We start from the raw sequence: 15,149 nt of genomic DNA on the forward strand, positions 1-15,149 counted from the left end.
TCCCCGTAAAACGGGGAGAAGGACGCTGTCGTTGCTGCTTTCGCCAATCGCCGGCGCTGGAGCTATCTTCCTTCTCCCCGTCACTATACGGGGAGAAGGTGCCGGCAGGCGGATGAGGGGCAGCGCCAACCTATGTTGCGATACTACTTCAGCACCTTCCCATCCGCGCCAAACCGATAGGTCTTCGCCGGATCCGGCGTTGCATAAAGTGTCGCCCCCGGCTCGGCGTCATAAACACCGAAAATGCGCACGGTGATCGGCCCGGCCTTCTCGCAGTCGAGATAGAGATTGGTGTCGGCGCCGAGGTGCTCGGCATGCACTACCGTGCCTTTCCAGGCGCCGGATTTCGGGTCGACAGTCAGATGCTCCGGCCGCACGCCGATGCTCTTGGCGGTTTCCCCAAGCCTGGCGCCGTCGATGAAGTTCATCTTCGGCGAGCCGATGAAGCCCGCGACAAATTCGTTCGCCGGCGAATTGTAGAGTTCCATCGGTCCGCCGATCTGCTCGATTTTCCCGGCATTGAGCACCACGATCTTGTCTGCCAGCGTCATCGCCTCGACCTGGTCGTGGGTGACGTAGATCATCGTCGCCTTGAGGCGGCGATGCAGCTGCGCGATTTCCAACCGCGTATTGACGCGCAGTGCCGCGTCGAGATTGGACAAAGGCTCGTCGAACAGGAACAGCTTTGGCTCGCGCACCACGGCGCGGCCGATGGCGACGCGCTGACGCTGGCCGCCGGAGAGTTCCGCGGGACGCCTTTCCAGATAAGGCTCAAGCGACAGCATGGACGAAGCGATGCCGATGCGGCGGTCGATCTCGGCCGCCGGCGTGCCGGCCTGCTTGAGGCCAAGGCCCATATTGTTCTTCACCGTCAGGTGCGGATAGAGCGCATAGGTCTGGAACACCATGGCGATGCCGCGCTTGGCCGGCGGCGTGGCCGAGACATCCGCGCCATCGATGACCACCCGGCCCGAGGTCGAATCCTCCAGCCCGGCGATCACCCTCAGCAAAGTCGACTTGCCGCAGCCCGAGGGGCCGACGAAGACGACGAATTCGCCATCCGTTACTTCGAGGTCGATGCCCTTCAGCACCTCGACCGGGCCGAAAGCCTTCTTCACGTTTTCGATCTTCAGCGAGCCCACGGCAGTCCTCCAAATTGATAAGTGGGCGCCAGGGCACCCCCCTCTGTCCTGCCGGACATCTCCCCCTCAAGGGGGAAGATTGGCAGCTTTGACGCTGACACACTCTTGTTGACGTTTGTGATCGGCGAAGGCCATGCCGACAGCTGATCTCCCCCCTTGAGGGGGAGATGGCCGGCAGGACAGAGGGGGGCGCCGTAGAGCGCAACCCCTGCCGATAGCTCCCTTTTCACAATCGCACCGCCTTCCCGCTGCGCACGCTCTCATCGGCGGCAAGGCAGACGGCGAGCGATTTCACGGCGTCGTCCATATGGCGGGTGAGATCGATATCCTCGCGGATCGCCTTGAGGACAAAAGCCTGTTCGAGATCGCAGAGATCCTGGTGGCCGGGTTCACCCTCCATCGACAGCATCTCGTCCGGCTTGGTGAACGTGCCGTCCGCGCCGGTTTTCGCACTGTGCAGGCGGATGGTCGACGTCTTGGTGTGGGTGTCGATGTCATCGGACTTAACGCCTTCCTTCATGACGATCGACACGCAGCCCGTCGGCGAGATGACATCTTTGACAAAGAACGCGGTCTCCGAAATCATCGGTCCCCAGCCGGCCTCGTACCAGCCGACCGAGCCGTCATCGAACAGCACCTGGAGGTGGCCGTAATTGTACATCGTGGGCGCCACCTCCTCGGTCAGCCGCACGCCCATGCCGCGCACCTCGACCGGCCTGGCGTCGGTGATCTGCAGCATGACGTCGAGATAATGCACGCCGCAGTCAACGATCGGCGAGGTCGTGCGCATCAATTGCTTGTGCGTCTCCCAGGTGTGGCCGGAGGATTGCTGGTTGAGGTTCATGCGGAAGACATAAGGGCCGCCGAGCTTGCGCGCCTCGGCGATCAGCCTGATCCAGGACGGGTGGTGGCGCAGGATATAGCCGATCACCAGTTTCCTGCCGTTGGCCTTAGCGGCCGCGACGACGCGGTTGGCGTCAGCCACCGTCGTCGCCAGGGGCTTTTCGACGAAGACATGGCAGCCGGCCTCGAACGCCCTAACCACATAGTCGGCGTGGCTGTCGGAATAGGTGGCGATGCAGGCGACATCGGGCTTTTCGTCGCGCAGCGCATCGTCGAAGGAGCGCCTGATGCCGTAGCCCGACAGCCCATCCGGCAGCGGCACGTCAGAGCGGTTGATCAACGCGGCGATCTCGAAGCCCGGATTGGTGTGATAGGCGAGCGCATGGCTGCGGCCCATATTGCCGAGGCCGGCGACGACGACACGAAGGGGGGATTCAGAGTTCACGGAGCTGCTCCAGATATCCTGATTTCTCTTGAGAGGGTGTCACCCCACCCGGCGCTACGCGCCGACCTCCCCATCGAGGGATGGTAGGACGTCGGCGTGACCCCCGCCACGCTCAAAGAGGCTTCTCCGAAACGTGTCCCTTGGCCGTCGTGAATGAAGCCGTGACCTTCGACCTCCCCTTGATGGGGAGGTCGGCGCGAAGCGCCGGGTGGGGTGAAGGCTCCAACAGAGATTTGTCCGCTCACTTGACGGCTCCTGACGTAATGCCGCGGATCAGCTGCCGCGAGAAGATGACGTAGAGGATCAGCACCGGCATGATCGCCAGCGAGAGCGCGGCCAGGATGGCGTTCCAGTTGGTGACGAACTGGCCGAGGAAGAGCTGCGCGCCGAGGGTCACAGTCTTGGTCTCTTCCGACGGCGCCAGGATCAGCGGGAACCACAGATCGTTCCAGATCGGGATCATGGTGAAGACGGCGACTGTCGCCATCGATGGCCGCACCAGCGGCAGCACCAGCCGGAAGAAGATGGTGTATTCCGACAGGCCGTCGATGCGGCCGGCGTTCTTCAGGTCGTCCGACACCTGCCTCATGAATTCCGACAGAATGAAGACGGCCAGCGGCAGGCCTTGCGCGGTGTAGACCAGGATCAGCGCCGTCAGCGTGTTGACCAGCCCGCTCGCCACCATCAATTGCAGGATGGCGACGGTGGCCAGCCGGATCGGGATCATGATGCCCAGCGCCAGATAGAGGCCCATCAGCGTATTGCCGCGAAAACGGTATTCCGACAGGGCGAATGCCGCCATGGCGCCGAACAGCAGCACGAAGAACAGCGAGGCGACCGTGACGACGAGGCTGTTCTGGAAGTAGTGGATGAAGTCGCCCTGGCCGATCACCGTGGTGTAGCCGATCAGGTCGAAGGTCTTTGGCGTCGGCGGCGTCAAAGGCGCGCCGAAAATGCCGGCGCGGGATTTGAACGAATTCATGATGACAAGGATCACCGGGAACAGCGCGATCGCCGTGTAGGTCAACAGGACCGCATGGGCGCCGATCGTGCGGGGCAGCGAACGGGTGGCGGTGCTCATTGGATGGTCTCCTGAGGAGCTACTTTGCCGAGGAACAGCACCCAGCCACCCCCCTCTGGCCTGCCGGCCATCTCCCCCGCAAGGGGGGAGATTGGCAGCTTTGGCGCCGACACATCTCCTGCATCGCTGGTGGCTGGCGAAGGCCGTGACAACAGCTGATCTCCCCCCTTGCGGGGGAGATGTCCGGCAGGACAGAGGGGGGTGCTCGAGCTCGACATATCGCCCCCTAAAACTGATATCGACGCAGGCGCGTCTGGATGAGGAAGAGGTAGACGCAGACACCGCCGAGGATGATCAGGAACATGATCGTGGCGATGGTCGCGCCCATATTGGGGTCGCCGACCTGCAGCTGGAAGCCGAAGAATGCGCGGTAGAGGAAGGTGCCGAGAATGTCGGTCGAATAATTCGGCCCGGCGAGCGCGCCCTGCGCGGTGTAGATCAGGTCGAAGGCGTTGAAATTGCCGACGAAGGTCAGGATCGAGATGATGCCGATCGAGGGCAGGATCAGCGGCAGCTTGATCTTCCAGAACTGCGACAGGCCGGTGATGCCATCGCATTCCGCCGCCTCTATGACCTCATTGGGGATCGACAGCAGCGCGGCGTAGATCAGCATCATGGGGATGCCGACGAACTGCCACACCGAGACCAGGCTAAGCGCGGTCAGCGCATACTGCTCCTTGCCTAGCCACGGCGTGAACAGGCTTTTGAGGCCGACCAGATCCATCATATGCGGCGCTACGCCCCACAGCGGCGACAGGATCAGCTTCCAGGCGAAGCCGACGATGACGAAGGACAGGATGGTCGGCACGAAGATCGCCGTGCGGTAAAAGGCCGAAAAGCGCAGCCTGGGACTGGACAGAAGTGCGGCCAACAGTACGCCGATCGGATTCTGCACCAGCATGTGGATGATGAAGAACCAGACATTGTTGCGCAGCGCATTCCAGAAATTCACCGACCAGTTTGGATCGCCGAACAGGGTGCGGAAGTTTGCCAGCCCGACGAAGACCTGGGATTGCTCGATGTTGCGGAACAGCGACAGCTGCAAAGTGCCGGCGAGCGGCAGGATCATGATCGCCGTATAGACGAGCACCGCCGGCGCCAGGAAGACGGCGATATGCCAGCGGATCGGTCTTTTCGGTCGTGCTTGTGCGGCCATGAGTTCGGTCCCCACCGATCAGGTCTGGGAAAATGCTTTCGACAACAGCGCTGCCCCTCATCCTTACCCTCTCCCGGTGAAGAACGGAGAGAGGAGGTCGCCAGCGTTGCGGCAACTCCCTTTCTCACCGTCACTGTACGGGGAGAAGGTGCCGGCAGGCGGATAAGGGGCGGCGCCGTCCTTCGCAGTCGATGCTATCGAAAAACGCTGGGCCGTCCACTTGGAACGGCCCAGCTCATTGCCCGAGCCTTACCTGGCGGGCTTGTACCAGCTGTCGAGGCCGTCCTGCAGCTTCTTGGCAGCGGCTTCCGGCGTATCGGTGCCGTTGATGACATTGGCCGATTCGACCCAGGTCTCGTTCTCGAGGTTCGGCGTGCCGCGCGACAGGATCTGGTAGGTCGAACGGATCGTCGACTTGCACTTGCCGCGCCAGGAGACGAATTCCTGCGCCAGCGGGTCTTCCATCTTCACCGGCGAGGAGTTCAGGCTGAAGAAGCCCGGCAGCGCGTTGGCGTAGATGGTGGCGAAATCCGGCGAGGCTACCCAGGACAGGAAGGTCTTGGCGGCGTCCGCATGCTTTGAGCCCGCGTTCAGGCCCATGCCGATGTCGGTATGGTCGGAGATGTAGCAGGTATCGCCGGCCTTCTCGACCGGCGGCGGGAAGGCGCCCATCTTGAACTGGGCCTGGGTGTTGAACAGGCCGATTTCCCACGAGCCGGCCGGGTAGATGGCGGCGCGGCCGAGCGTGAACAGGTTCTGGCTGTCCGGATAGGTCTGCGCCTCGAAGCCGTCGCCGAGATAGGGCTTCCACTTGGCCAGTTCCTCATAGGGCGCGACCCAGTCCTTGTCGGTCAGCTTCTGCTCGCCCTTGATGAGGGCCGCGCGGCCTTCCTCGCCCTTCCAGTAGTTGGGGCCGATGTTCTGGTAGCCCATGGTCGCGGCTTCCCAGAGATCCTTGGTGCCCATCGCCATCGGGATGTAAGTGCCGTCGGCCTTGATCTTGTCGAGCGCGGCGAAGAACTCGTCACGGGTCTCCGGCACCTTGATGCCGAGCTTGTCGAAGGCGTCCTTGTTGTAGATGAAGCCATGGATGACCGACGCCATCGGCACGCAGAAGGTCGCCTTGCCGTCGTCGGTCTGCCAGGCGGACTTGGCCACCGGCGAGAAGTTGTCCATGCCCGGCAGCGAGGAGAGGTCCGCGAGATTGCCCTTCTTGAACAGCTCGAGCGACTTGTCGAACGGGCGGCAGGTGATGAGGTCGCCCGCCGAACCGGCGGCGAGCTTGGCGCCGAGAGCCGCGTCATATTCGGTCGGCGCCGAGGGCGCGAACACCACCTTGATGCCGGGGTTCTTGGCTTCGAAAGCCGGGATCAGCTTGTCCTTCCAGATGGCAAGGTCGTCGCCGCGCCAGCTTTCGATGTTGAGCGTTACGTCCTCGGCGTAAGCCACCCCGGCGGAGCCGAGAATGCTGGTGCCCAGAAGCAGTGCCGTCAGTAGTTTCGTTGTCATGCTCAGTCTCCCTGTTGACCTTTTTCAGGTTCGGTTTTGATGAGAACAGAGGCGTTGCGCCCCTTGCTCCCCTCGCAAGCCTGTTTCACCCCGATGGACACCGGGATGAAACAGGCTCTATTTCTTTGTTCGAGCATGATCTTTTCCGAAAAGCGGTCTCCACTTTTCGGGATCATGCCCCAGCGCGGAAAGGGCCGGCCGCAGCTTCTGGCCGGCCTCTTCCAGTATCTTCTGCGCCGTGTCGGCGCTGTCGGCGCCGGCGGCAAGCAGAATGGCGGTCTTGACCGCACCGCCGCTCTTTTCGAGCAGGCGGGCCGCGTCGTCGCGGCTGCCGCCGCTGATGGCCGCGACGATCCGCGCCGCGCGGTCGCGCAGCTTGCTGTTGTCGGCCATGAGATTGACCATGTAGCCGTCATGGACATGGCCGAGATGGATAGCGGCGAGCGTCGACAGCATATTGAGGGCAATCTTCTGGGCCGTGCCGGCGCCCATGCGCGTCGAGCCGGCGATCACTTCCGGCGGCGTTTCGAGCAGGATGGCGGTTCCAGACAGACGCAGCAGAGCCGAGTCCCGGTTGTTGGCGATGCCGATGGTGGCCGCACCGCGACGGGCGGCTTCCTCGATCGCCCGCAGTGCATAGGGCGTCGTACCACTGGCCGAGATTGCGATCAGGCAGTCGCCCTTGCCAATGCCGGCGTTGGCGACCGCTGTCGCGGCCTCCTCTTTATCGTCTTCGGGGCCGCCGGCCAGCGTTCTGAAGGCCTCATCGCCGCCGGCGATCAGGATGGCGATGCGGTCGCGACGGATGCCGAAGGTGCCAGGCAGTTCCAGCGCATCGGCAAGCGCCATCAGGCCGGAGCTGCCGGCCGCGGCATAGGCGAGCTTGCCGCCGCCCTTCAGGCTACCGGTGATGATCTCGGCCGCTTCGGCGATGGAGGGAATGGCGTTGCGCACGGTCTTCGCCGCCTCGACCTGCGCATCGGCCAGCGAAGCAAGGATCGCTTCGGGAGCCTGGATATCCAGCCCCTCGGCATTCCTGTGCAGCGCTTCGGTGCGCGTTTCGGCCATCCCAATTCCTCCAATTCGGAAAACAATACCAAAAAAATACCACTTGTCCACACGCATTAACGAATTCGCCGCACCGAAATCGCTGGCGCAGGTAAATGGCCAAGTTTTTCAGTGAAATACGCTCTAATCTTTTTGCAGCGGAAATTAACCCTTGGCTATTGGTATTTTATTGGTATTATCGGCCTGGAGGAGAAATCACGTGAAATTCGTGCTTGGCATCGATGGCGGCGGCACCAGCTGCAGGGCGGCCTTGGCAATGGCGGACGGCACGGTGCTCGGCCGCGCCAAAAGCGGCGCCGCCAACATCCGCACCGACCTGACCGGCGCCCGGTCGAACATCGTCGAGGCGGCGCGGCAAGCCTTTGTCGCGGCTGGCCAGGATCCGGACCTGATCCCGCAAACACCGGCCATTCTCGGCCTCGCCGGCGCCAATGTCGGCACCTACCGGCAGCAGCTCGAGGCGATCCTGCCGTTCAGCACCAGCCGCGTCGAAACCGATGCCGAAATCGCGCTGGAAGGCGCGGTCGGTTCCGGCGACGGCGCCATGGCGATCCTCGGCACCGGCACCGCCTACATGGCGCGCAAGAACGGCAAGTCGCGTGCCATCGGCGGCTGGGGCTTCCAGGTCGGCGACCAGGGCAGCGGCGCCCGCATCGGCCGCGACCTGCTCGAACAGACCCTGCTTGCCCATGATGGCGTGCGAGCGCGCACGCCGCTGACCGATAGCATGATGGCCGTGTTCCGCGACAATCCGGAGGATGTGGTCGAGTTCACCACCAATGCCAAGCCCGGCGATTTCGGCGGCTTCGCCCCCAAAGTGTTCGAACATGCCGAAAAAGGCGACGCGGTCGCCAACTGGATCCTCGACAAGGCGGTCGCCGATGTCGAGGCCTCGCTTGGCGCGCTGGAGTTGGCGGCAGACGCGCCGCTCTGCCTGCTCGGCGGGCTGGCGCCGCTCTACGCGCCGCGCTTGTCTGCACGCTATCGGGCGCTGCTTCGGGAGCCGCTCGACGATGCGCTCGGCGGCGCCGTGCAGATGGCGGTCCGCCTGTTCGCGCCGAGGGGAGCGGCTCGATGAGCGACGCCGCCGACCAGATCTTCGCCGCGCTGAAACAGTCCTCGCAAAGCGGTGCGCCGCTCTACCTACAACTGCGCAAAAGCATTGAGGATGCCGTCAATCGCGGCCTGATCGGGCCCGGCGACGCGCTGCCTTCCGAGCGCGACATCGCCATCAAGGCCGATATTTCGCGCGTCACCGTGCGTAAGGCGGTGCAGGACCTCGTCAAGGGCGGCATCCTGGTCCAGCGCCACGGCTCCGGCACCTTCGTGGCGCCGCGCATGGAGCGGGTCGAGCAGTCGCTGTCGCGGCTGACCTCCTTCACCGAGGACATGGCGCGGCGTGGCATGGTTGTGCGCTCGGCCTGGCTCGACCGCGGCCTTTACGCGCCCTCGCCCGACGAGATGATGGTGCTCGGCCTTTCGTCGAACGAACTGGTGGCGCGCGTGGCGCGCCTGCGCATCGCCAACGACACGCCGCTGGCGATCGAGCGCGCCTCGCTGTCGGCCAGCGTGCTGCCGGACCCCGCTGGAATTGGCTCCTCGCTCTACGCAGCCCTGGAATTGACCGGCAACAGGCCGGTGCGCGCGGTGCAGCGCATCTCGGCCGCCAATCTCGGCGACGGCGACGCGCGCCTGCTCGAAGTGCCGCCGGGCATTGCCGGCCTGCACATCGAGCGTATTTCCTATCTGGCGAGCGGCAAGGTGATCGAGTTCACCCGCTCCATCTACAGGGGCGACGCTTATGATTTCGTCGCCGAACTGCGGCTGACAGGGCCGAGCGAAGAGGGCCGACCATGACGACCGAGCCTAACAAATCGACGGAGCCGACCCATATGCGGCGCGAGATCGAGGAGATCCCGCAAGCCGTCGCCCGCCTGCTCGACGGTTCCGGTGCCGTACTTTCCGAAGCCGGCCGCGGCATTCGCGAGCGCGACCCGCATTTCGTCGTCACTGTGGCGCGCGGCTCGTCCGACCATGCCGCTACTTTCATGAAATACGCGGTCGAACTCACCGCCGGTCTTGCGGTGGCTTCGGTCGGCCCTTCCATCGCTTCGATCTATGGCCGCAAGCTCAGGCTCGGCGGCTCCGCGTGCCTGGCCATCTCGCAGTCGGGCAAGAGCCCCGACATCGTCGCCATGGCCGAAACCGCACGGGCAGGTGGCGCGCTGACCATCGCCGTCACCAACACCGCCGATTCACCGCTGGCGCGCGCCTCGGACCATGCGATCGACATCCTGGCCGGGCCCGAGCGCAGCGTCGCGGCGACCAAGACCTTCGTCAATTCCGCCGTCGCCGGCCTTGCTCTGATGGCGCATTCCACCGGCGACGAAGCGCTTCTCAAGGCGCTTGCCCGCTTGCCCGAGCATTTCGGCAAGGCGATCGCTTGCGACTGGATGAGCGTGCTCGTCGAAACGATCGAAAAGCAGAAGTCGCTGTTCATCCTCGGCCGCGGCCCATCCGCGGCGATGGCTAACGAAGCGGCGCTGAAATTCAAGGAAACCTGCGGCATGCATGCCGAGGCCTACAGTGCTGCCGAAGTCATGCATGGCCCGCTGGCGCTGATCGGCCCCGATTTTCCGGTGCTGGCCCTGGCCGCGCGCGACGCATCCGAACCGTCCGTGGCCGAAGCCGCCGACAGCCTGGCGGCCAAGGGGGCGCCGGTCTTCGTCACCTCGATGCTGGCGAACAAGGCCACACGCCTGCCGCATGTCGCCACCGGCCATCCACTGACCGATCCGCTGACGCTGATCGTGTCCTTCTACGTGTTCGTCGAGGCCCTTGCGCGCCACCGCGACCTCGACCCGGATACGCCGCGCAACCTTCGCAAGGTGACGGAGACCGTATGAGCGACCGTTTCGCCCTGACTGGCGCCCGTATCTTCGACGGCGACGACTGGCATGACGGTCATGCCCTCGTCGTGCGCGACAGCCTGGTCGAGGCCATCCTGCCCACCGGCGCGCTTGCCGCGGATATGCGCCGCGTCGACACCGGCGGCGGCATGCTGACGCCGGGCTTCGTCGACATCCAGGTCAATGGCGGCGGCGGCGTCATGCTCAACGATCACCCCGATGTCGCCTCGATCGAGACCATCTGCCGGGCGCATGCGCCGTTCGGCACCACGGCGCTGCTGCCGACGCTGATCACCGATACGGCTGATATCACCGCCGCGGCGATTGCCGCCGGCGAGGCGTCGGCACTGCGGAAAGTGCCGGGGTTTCTCGGGCTGCATCTGGAAGGTCCACATCTGTCGATCGCCCGCAAGGGCGCGCATGACCCGGCGCTGATCCGGCCGATGACGGACAAGGACGAGACGATGCTGATCGCGGCAAGAGCCAAGCTCCCGGTGCTGCTCACCACGATCGCACCCGAATCCGTCGAGGCGACCCGCGTGACGGCGCTGGCCAAGGCCGGCATCATCGTCAGCCTCGGCCATTCCGACAGCGGCTACGCCACGGCCAAAGCATTCAGCGAGGCCGGCGCCAGCGTGGTCACGCATCTGTTCAACGCCATGAGCCAGATCGGCAACCGGGAGCCGGGACTGGCCGGCGCCGCCATCGACATCGGCGGCCTGTCCGCGGGACTGATCGCCGACGGCATCCATGTCGATCCCGCCACCATCGCAATAGCGCTGCGGGCCAAAGAGGGGCCGGGCAGGATCGTGCTGGTCACCGACGCCATGGCGACGATCGGCACCGACATGACCTCCTTCACGCTCAACGGCCGCACCATCTACCGCAAGGACGGCAGCCTGCGGCTTGCCGATGGAACGCTGGCCGGCGCGGATCTCGACATGATCTCGGCTGTGCGTTTCACCCATCGCAGCGTGGGCGTGGAGCTTTCCGAGGCCTTGCGCATGGCCTCTCTCTATCCGGCGCAGGCGATCGGCCAGTCGCACCGGCTCGGCCGCTTCGCCAAGGGCACCGCCGCCGACATCGTTTCGCTTTCGAACGATCTCGACATCAAAACCGTCTGGATCGGCGGAGACAGGGTTTTTTCGACCAGCGCCGGCGGGCAACGGTGAAAGCCGGCCATGGCTGACGTCGATTGCGTCGTCGCCGGAGCCGGCGTCGTCGGGCTCGCCATTGCCAGGGCGCTCGCCTTGTCGGGCCGCGAAGTGCTGGTGGTCGAAAAGGCCGCTTCGATCGGCACCGTCACCAGTTCGCGCAATTCGGAAGTCGTTCATGCCGGGCTGTATTACGCGCCCGGAAGCCTGAAGACGCGTTTCTGCGTCGAAGGACGCGAACGGCTCTATGCCTATTGCCGCGAGCGTGGCATCGGCCATCGACGCACCGGCAAGCTGATCGTCGCCGTCGGACCGGGCCAGCTGCCTCGGCTCAATGCAATCCGGGCCAATGCGGAACAATGCGGCGTCGACGACCTCGATTTGCTGACCGCCGCGCAAGCAGAAAGCCTCGAACCGGCGCTGAGCTGCGCCGGGGCGCTGCTGTCGCCGTCGACGGGTATCGTCGACAGCCGGGGGCTGATGCTGTCGCTGCGCGGCGACGCGGAGGCGGCCGGTGCGTCGTTCGCCTTCCTGACCGCCGTCGCAGCGGCGACGGTCGAGGCCGACGGGATTCGTATCACCACGCGCGATGGCGACGGCGAGACGTTCGCGTTGAAAGCCGGCGCTTTCGTAAATGCCGCAGGGCTCGACGCGCAGGCGCTGGCCGGTAGCATCGAAGGGTTCCCGCCAGAGCTCGTGCCGCCGCTCTGGCTGGCGCGCGGCAACTACTTTTCGCTTTCGGGCCGCTCGCCATTCTCGCGGCTGATCTATCCAGTGCCGGTCAATGGCGGCCTGGGCGTGCACCTGACACTCGACCTCGGCGGCAGCGCCCGCTTCGGCCCCGACGTCGAATGGATCGACCAGGCGGCCTATGCGGTCGATCCCGGCCGCGGCGCGGTCTTCTATGACGAGATCCGGCGCTATTGGCCGGATCTGAGGGACGGCGCCCTGCTGCCGGCCTATGCCGGGATCAGGCCGAAACTGTCGGGCCCGAACCAGCCGGCGGCCGACTTCATGGTGCAGGGGCCGGCCGACCACGGCGCGGGCCGGATCGTCAACCTGTTCGGCATAGAGAGCCCGGGCCTGACGGCAAGCCTGGCGCTGGCCGAGCATGTCGTCGGTCTCTTGTTCCCCCGATAGTGCCCAGGCGACCGCACGAAACTGTCGCGATGCTCCCCGTCCAAACAAGCGGGATGAGGTATCCTTGCCTGGATCGACTTAGCTGGCGGGACTGCTTATGGAAAAAAGGTCCTTGTAGGTATCGCGCAGCAGATTCTTCTGCACCTTGCCCATGGTATTGCGCGGCAATTCGTCGACGAAGACCACGCGCTTGGGATGCTTGTATTTCGCCACGCGCGCGGCAATGGCATTGAGTATCTCGGCAGCGGTGACGGTCGAAGCCGGCAAGCGAACCACGACGGCCGTCACGCCTTCGCCGAAATCGGGATGGGCAACGCCGATGACGGCACTTTCCAGGACGCCGTCAAGCGCGTCGATCTCGCTCTCGAGCTCCTTGGGATAGATGTTGTAGCCGCCCGAGATGATCAGGTCCTTGCCGCGGCCGACGATGTGGACATAACCGTCGGGGTCGATCATGCCGAGATCGCCTGTGATGAAGAAGCCGTCGTCGCGGAATTCCGCTTTGGTCTTTTCCGGCATGCGCCAGTAGCCGGAGAAGACATTCGGCCCCTTGACCTCGATCATGCCGACCTCGCTTTGGGCAAGCGGCCTGCCAGTGTCGGGGTCGGCGATGCGCAACGACACGCCGGGCAAGGGAAAGCCGACGGTGCCGGCGCGGCGCTCGCCATCATAGGGGTTCGAGGTGTTCATATTGGTCTCGGTCATGCCGTAGCGCTCGAGAATGGCGTGGCCTGTGCGCTCGCGCCAGGCCCTGTGCGTCTCGGCCAGCAGCGGCGCGGAGCCGGAAACGAACAGGCGGATGTTTCTTGCCGCCTCGCGGGTCAACCCGTCCTGCTGCAAGAGCCGGACATAGAAGGTCGGCACGCCCATCAGCGCCGTGGCGTCCGGCCAGAGCGAGACGATGCGCCCTGCGTCGAATTTCTGCTCGAACAGCATCGAGGCGCCGGCCATCAGGATGACGTTGGTGGCGACGAACAGCCCATGGGTGTGGAAGATGGGCAGTGCGTGGATCAGCACATCGTCCGATGTGAAGCGCCAATAGTCGACCAGCACGCGCGCATTCGAGGCGAGGTTCTCGTGGCTGAGCATGGCCCCTTTCGAGCGGCCGGTCGTTCCCGACGTGTAGAGGATCGCCGCAAGATCGTGGGGACCGCGCGCGACGTCGTGAAAGTCGGGCGATTGCCGCGACGCCTGGTCCGCCAGCGATCCTTGCCCCTTGCCGTCGAGGGTGATGGCAAGGGCTCCGCATTTTTGCGCCAGGGCTTCGATGTCGGCTGCCCGTGCCGGATCGCAGACGACCAGCCGGGGCTCGGCGTCGCCGAAGAAATAGGCGAGTTCGGCCAGCGTATAGGCGGTGTTGAGCGGCAGGAAGACGGCGCCGGCACGCAGGCAGGCGAGGTACAGCAGCATAGCTTCCGGGCTCTTCTCGACCTGCACCGCGACCCGGTCGCCGGGCTCGACGCCAAGTTGCAAAAGCGCGTGCGCCAGTTGCGCCGAGCGCGCCAGCATGTCGCCATAGGTCAGCACGCGGCCGTCATCCGTCCGCATCAACAGGCGTCCGGGCTTCGGCATCCGGGACCGGAAAATGTCGAACAGATGATTGCTCATGAGGTCTTCCTGCGTCTGGCGGCGAAAGGCATGCATCGGACGGAGCCGGGCCTGTCTTCCGGTTCGGCCGCTTTGCACGGCGCCAGACTGTTGGTGGTTCTTGCCGACCCGTCAAGCCCGCAAGGGCGGCTCCACGCGGCGGCCATGATCATGTCGCCGGGCGAAAGCGGAAGGCTTTGGCGGTAAAAGGCTGGGGCGGCAAAGGCTTGGGGCGCGATGCGGCGCTAACGTGGCGTGCGCTCGGCCCTGGCGCTGGCCGGCTCTGATGCTTCGACCTGCTTGAAGCGCTCCATGCACATCGCTGCCGTCAGGCGATAGTGATTGAGCAGGGCTTCGACCGCGGCGTCGGCATTACCGTCCAGCGCATTTTCCGCGATCAGGCGGTGCTCTGCAAAATCGTCGCGCTGGATGCCTTCGCCGTTACTGGCCATTCGGCGGTAGCGGTAGGCGTGATCGGAAAGCTGGTCGCAAAACCCCACCAGCCATCGCGACCGGCAGGCCGAGATCAGCGCACGGTGGAAAGTGCGGTGCAGTCTCTCCCAGTCCGGATTGAGCGAGGACAGATCCGTTGGCATGAGACGTGAGGTGCGCCCCAACCGATGCAACGCCAGAACCAGCTGTTCTTCCCATTCGGCGGTGCGGTGGGCGATGGATTCGCGAAGCGCCCGTTCCTCGAGCCAGCAACGGGTACGCGTCAATTCCTCGAGCTCTGCCGCGCTGACCGGCATGATGAAGAAGCCTCGCTGGTCATGCCGACCGAGAAGCCCTTCCGAGGCCAGGCGATTGAGAGCCTCACGAACCGGGGAAGCGCCGGCGCCATATTTGGAAACAACCCACTCAACCCGCAGCTTGCTCTCGGTTTCAAAGGCGCCCCGCAGAAGATCGGCACGGAGTTGATGATAGACAGTGCTGGCGAGCGTACTCTTCGAGCCTGTGCCGTCGTCATTCAGATTGGCAGCTGCGTATGTCAAAATCGGCTCCTTGTCCCCAAATCTGGTCCTGGGCAATTCGAGTCCGAGAAACAGTTCCCTTTCCGTACACGTACCCTACCGCGCGCGCCTCGACGCGCTCAAGCGGGAGATCGCGTCATTGTA

Annotated in this window: 13 protein-coding genes; 5 read left to right on the plus strand and 8 right to left on the minus strand. The window is 64.5% G+C overall.

Features of this window, described 5'->3' with window-relative positions; translation table 11 throughout:
• Positions 1 to 143 precede the first annotated feature (143 nt).
• The 6 genes from FJ428_RS09690 to FJ428_RS09725 form a co-directional block, all read right to left on the minus strand.
• Positions 144 to 1,142, minus strand: coding sequence for an ABC transporter ATP-binding protein (locus tag FJ428_RS09690; protein ID WP_140879344.1), 999 nt, complete (start codon positions 1,140 to 1,142; stop codon positions 144 to 146).
• Between the two features lie 226 nt (positions 1,143 to 1,368).
• Positions 1,369 to 2,430 carry a Gfo/Idh/MocA family oxidoreductase gene (locus FJ428_RS09700; protein ID WP_140728777.1) on the minus strand — a complete coding sequence of 354 codons (1,062 nt, stop codon included), beginning with the start codon at positions 2,428 to 2,430 and terminating at the stop codon, positions 1,369 to 1,371.
• 241 nt (positions 2,431 to 2,671) lie between these two features.
• A complete protein-coding gene (locus FJ428_RS09705) occupies positions 2,672 to 3,511 on the minus strand; it encodes a carbohydrate ABC transporter permease (RefSeq protein ID WP_140728776.1) in 840 nt (279 codons plus the stop codon).
• Positions 3,512 to 3,737: 226 nt separating this feature from the next.
• Complete coding sequence (locus FJ428_RS09715; protein ID WP_140524307.1) at positions 3,738 to 4,667, minus strand: sugar ABC transporter permease; 930 nt, start codon at positions 4,665 to 4,667, stop codon at positions 3,738 to 3,740.
• Positions 4,668 to 4,916: 249 nt separating this feature from the next.
• On the minus strand, positions 4,917 to 6,176 hold the full coding sequence (locus tag FJ428_RS09720) for an ABC transporter substrate-binding protein (protein ID WP_140879345.1): 1,260 nt from the start codon (positions 6,174 to 6,176) through the stop codon (positions 4,917 to 4,919).
• Between the two features lie 117 nt (positions 6,177 to 6,293).
• Positions 6,294 to 7,244 (minus strand): N-acetylmuramic acid 6-phosphate etherase, encoded by a 951-nt coding sequence (locus FJ428_RS09725; protein ID WP_140816586.1) that lies wholly within the window; start codon positions 7,242 to 7,244, stop codon positions 6,294 to 6,296.
• Between the two features lie 199 nt (positions 7,245 to 7,443).
• Between FJ428_RS09725 and FJ428_RS09730 the strand changes: the two genes are divergently transcribed.
• The 5 genes from FJ428_RS09730 to FJ428_RS09750 are packed head-to-tail and all read left to right on the plus strand — an operon-like array spanning position 7,444 to position 12,447.
• On the plus strand, positions 7,444 to 8,322 hold the full coding sequence (locus FJ428_RS09730) for an N-acetylglucosamine kinase (protein WP_140491607.1): 879 nt from the start codon (positions 7,444 to 7,446) through the stop codon (positions 8,320 to 8,322).
• Positions 8,319 to 9,101 carry a GntR family transcriptional regulator gene (locus FJ428_RS09735; protein ID WP_140491609.1) on the plus strand — a complete coding sequence of 261 codons (783 nt, stop codon included), beginning with the start codon at positions 8,319 to 8,321 and terminating at the stop codon, positions 9,099 to 9,101. The genes FJ428_RS09730 and FJ428_RS09735 overlap by 4 nt, the downstream gene beginning before the upstream one ends.
• Positions 9,098 to 10,150: an SIS domain-containing protein gene (locus FJ428_RS09740; protein WP_140879346.1), complete on the plus strand. Its 1,053-nt coding sequence runs from the start codon at positions 9,098 to 9,100 to the stop codon at positions 10,148 to 10,150. The genes FJ428_RS09735 and FJ428_RS09740 overlap by 4 nt, the downstream gene beginning before the upstream one ends.
• Complete coding sequence (nagA, locus tag FJ428_RS09745) at positions 10,147 to 11,325, plus strand: N-acetylglucosamine-6-phosphate deacetylase (RefSeq protein ID WP_140879347.1); 1,179 nt, start codon at positions 10,147 to 10,149, stop codon at positions 11,323 to 11,325. The genes FJ428_RS09740 and nagA overlap by 4 nt, the downstream gene beginning before the upstream one ends.
• Before the next feature lie 9 nt (positions 11,326 to 11,334).
• Positions 11,335 to 12,447 carry an NAD(P)/FAD-dependent oxidoreductase gene (locus tag FJ428_RS09750; RefSeq protein WP_140879348.1) on the plus strand — a complete coding sequence of 371 codons (1,113 nt, stop codon included), beginning with the start codon at positions 11,335 to 11,337 and terminating at the stop codon, positions 12,445 to 12,447.
• A gap of 78 nt (positions 12,448 to 12,525) precedes the next feature.
• Here FJ428_RS09750 and FJ428_RS09755 read toward each other — a convergent pair whose 3' ends face one another.
• Both FJ428_RS09755 and FJ428_RS09760 read right to left on the minus strand, forming a co-directional pair.
• Positions 12,526 to 14,055 (minus strand): malonyl-CoA synthase, encoded by a 1,530-nt coding sequence (locus FJ428_RS09755; RefSeq protein WP_140879349.1) that lies wholly within the window; start codon positions 14,053 to 14,055, stop codon positions 12,526 to 12,528.
• Positions 14,056 to 14,279: 224 nt separating this feature from the next.
• Positions 14,280 to 15,026 (minus strand): GntR family transcriptional regulator, encoded by a 747-nt coding sequence (locus tag FJ428_RS09760; RefSeq protein ID WP_140514205.1) that lies wholly within the window; start codon positions 15,024 to 15,026, stop codon positions 14,280 to 14,282.
• Between the last annotated feature and the right edge of the window lie 123 nt (positions 15,027 to 15,149).

It is taken from the genome of Mesorhizobium sp. B2-8-1, assembly GCF_006440955.1.
Lineage (GTDB): Bacteria > Pseudomonadota > Alphaproteobacteria > Rhizobiales > Rhizobiaceae > Mesorhizobium.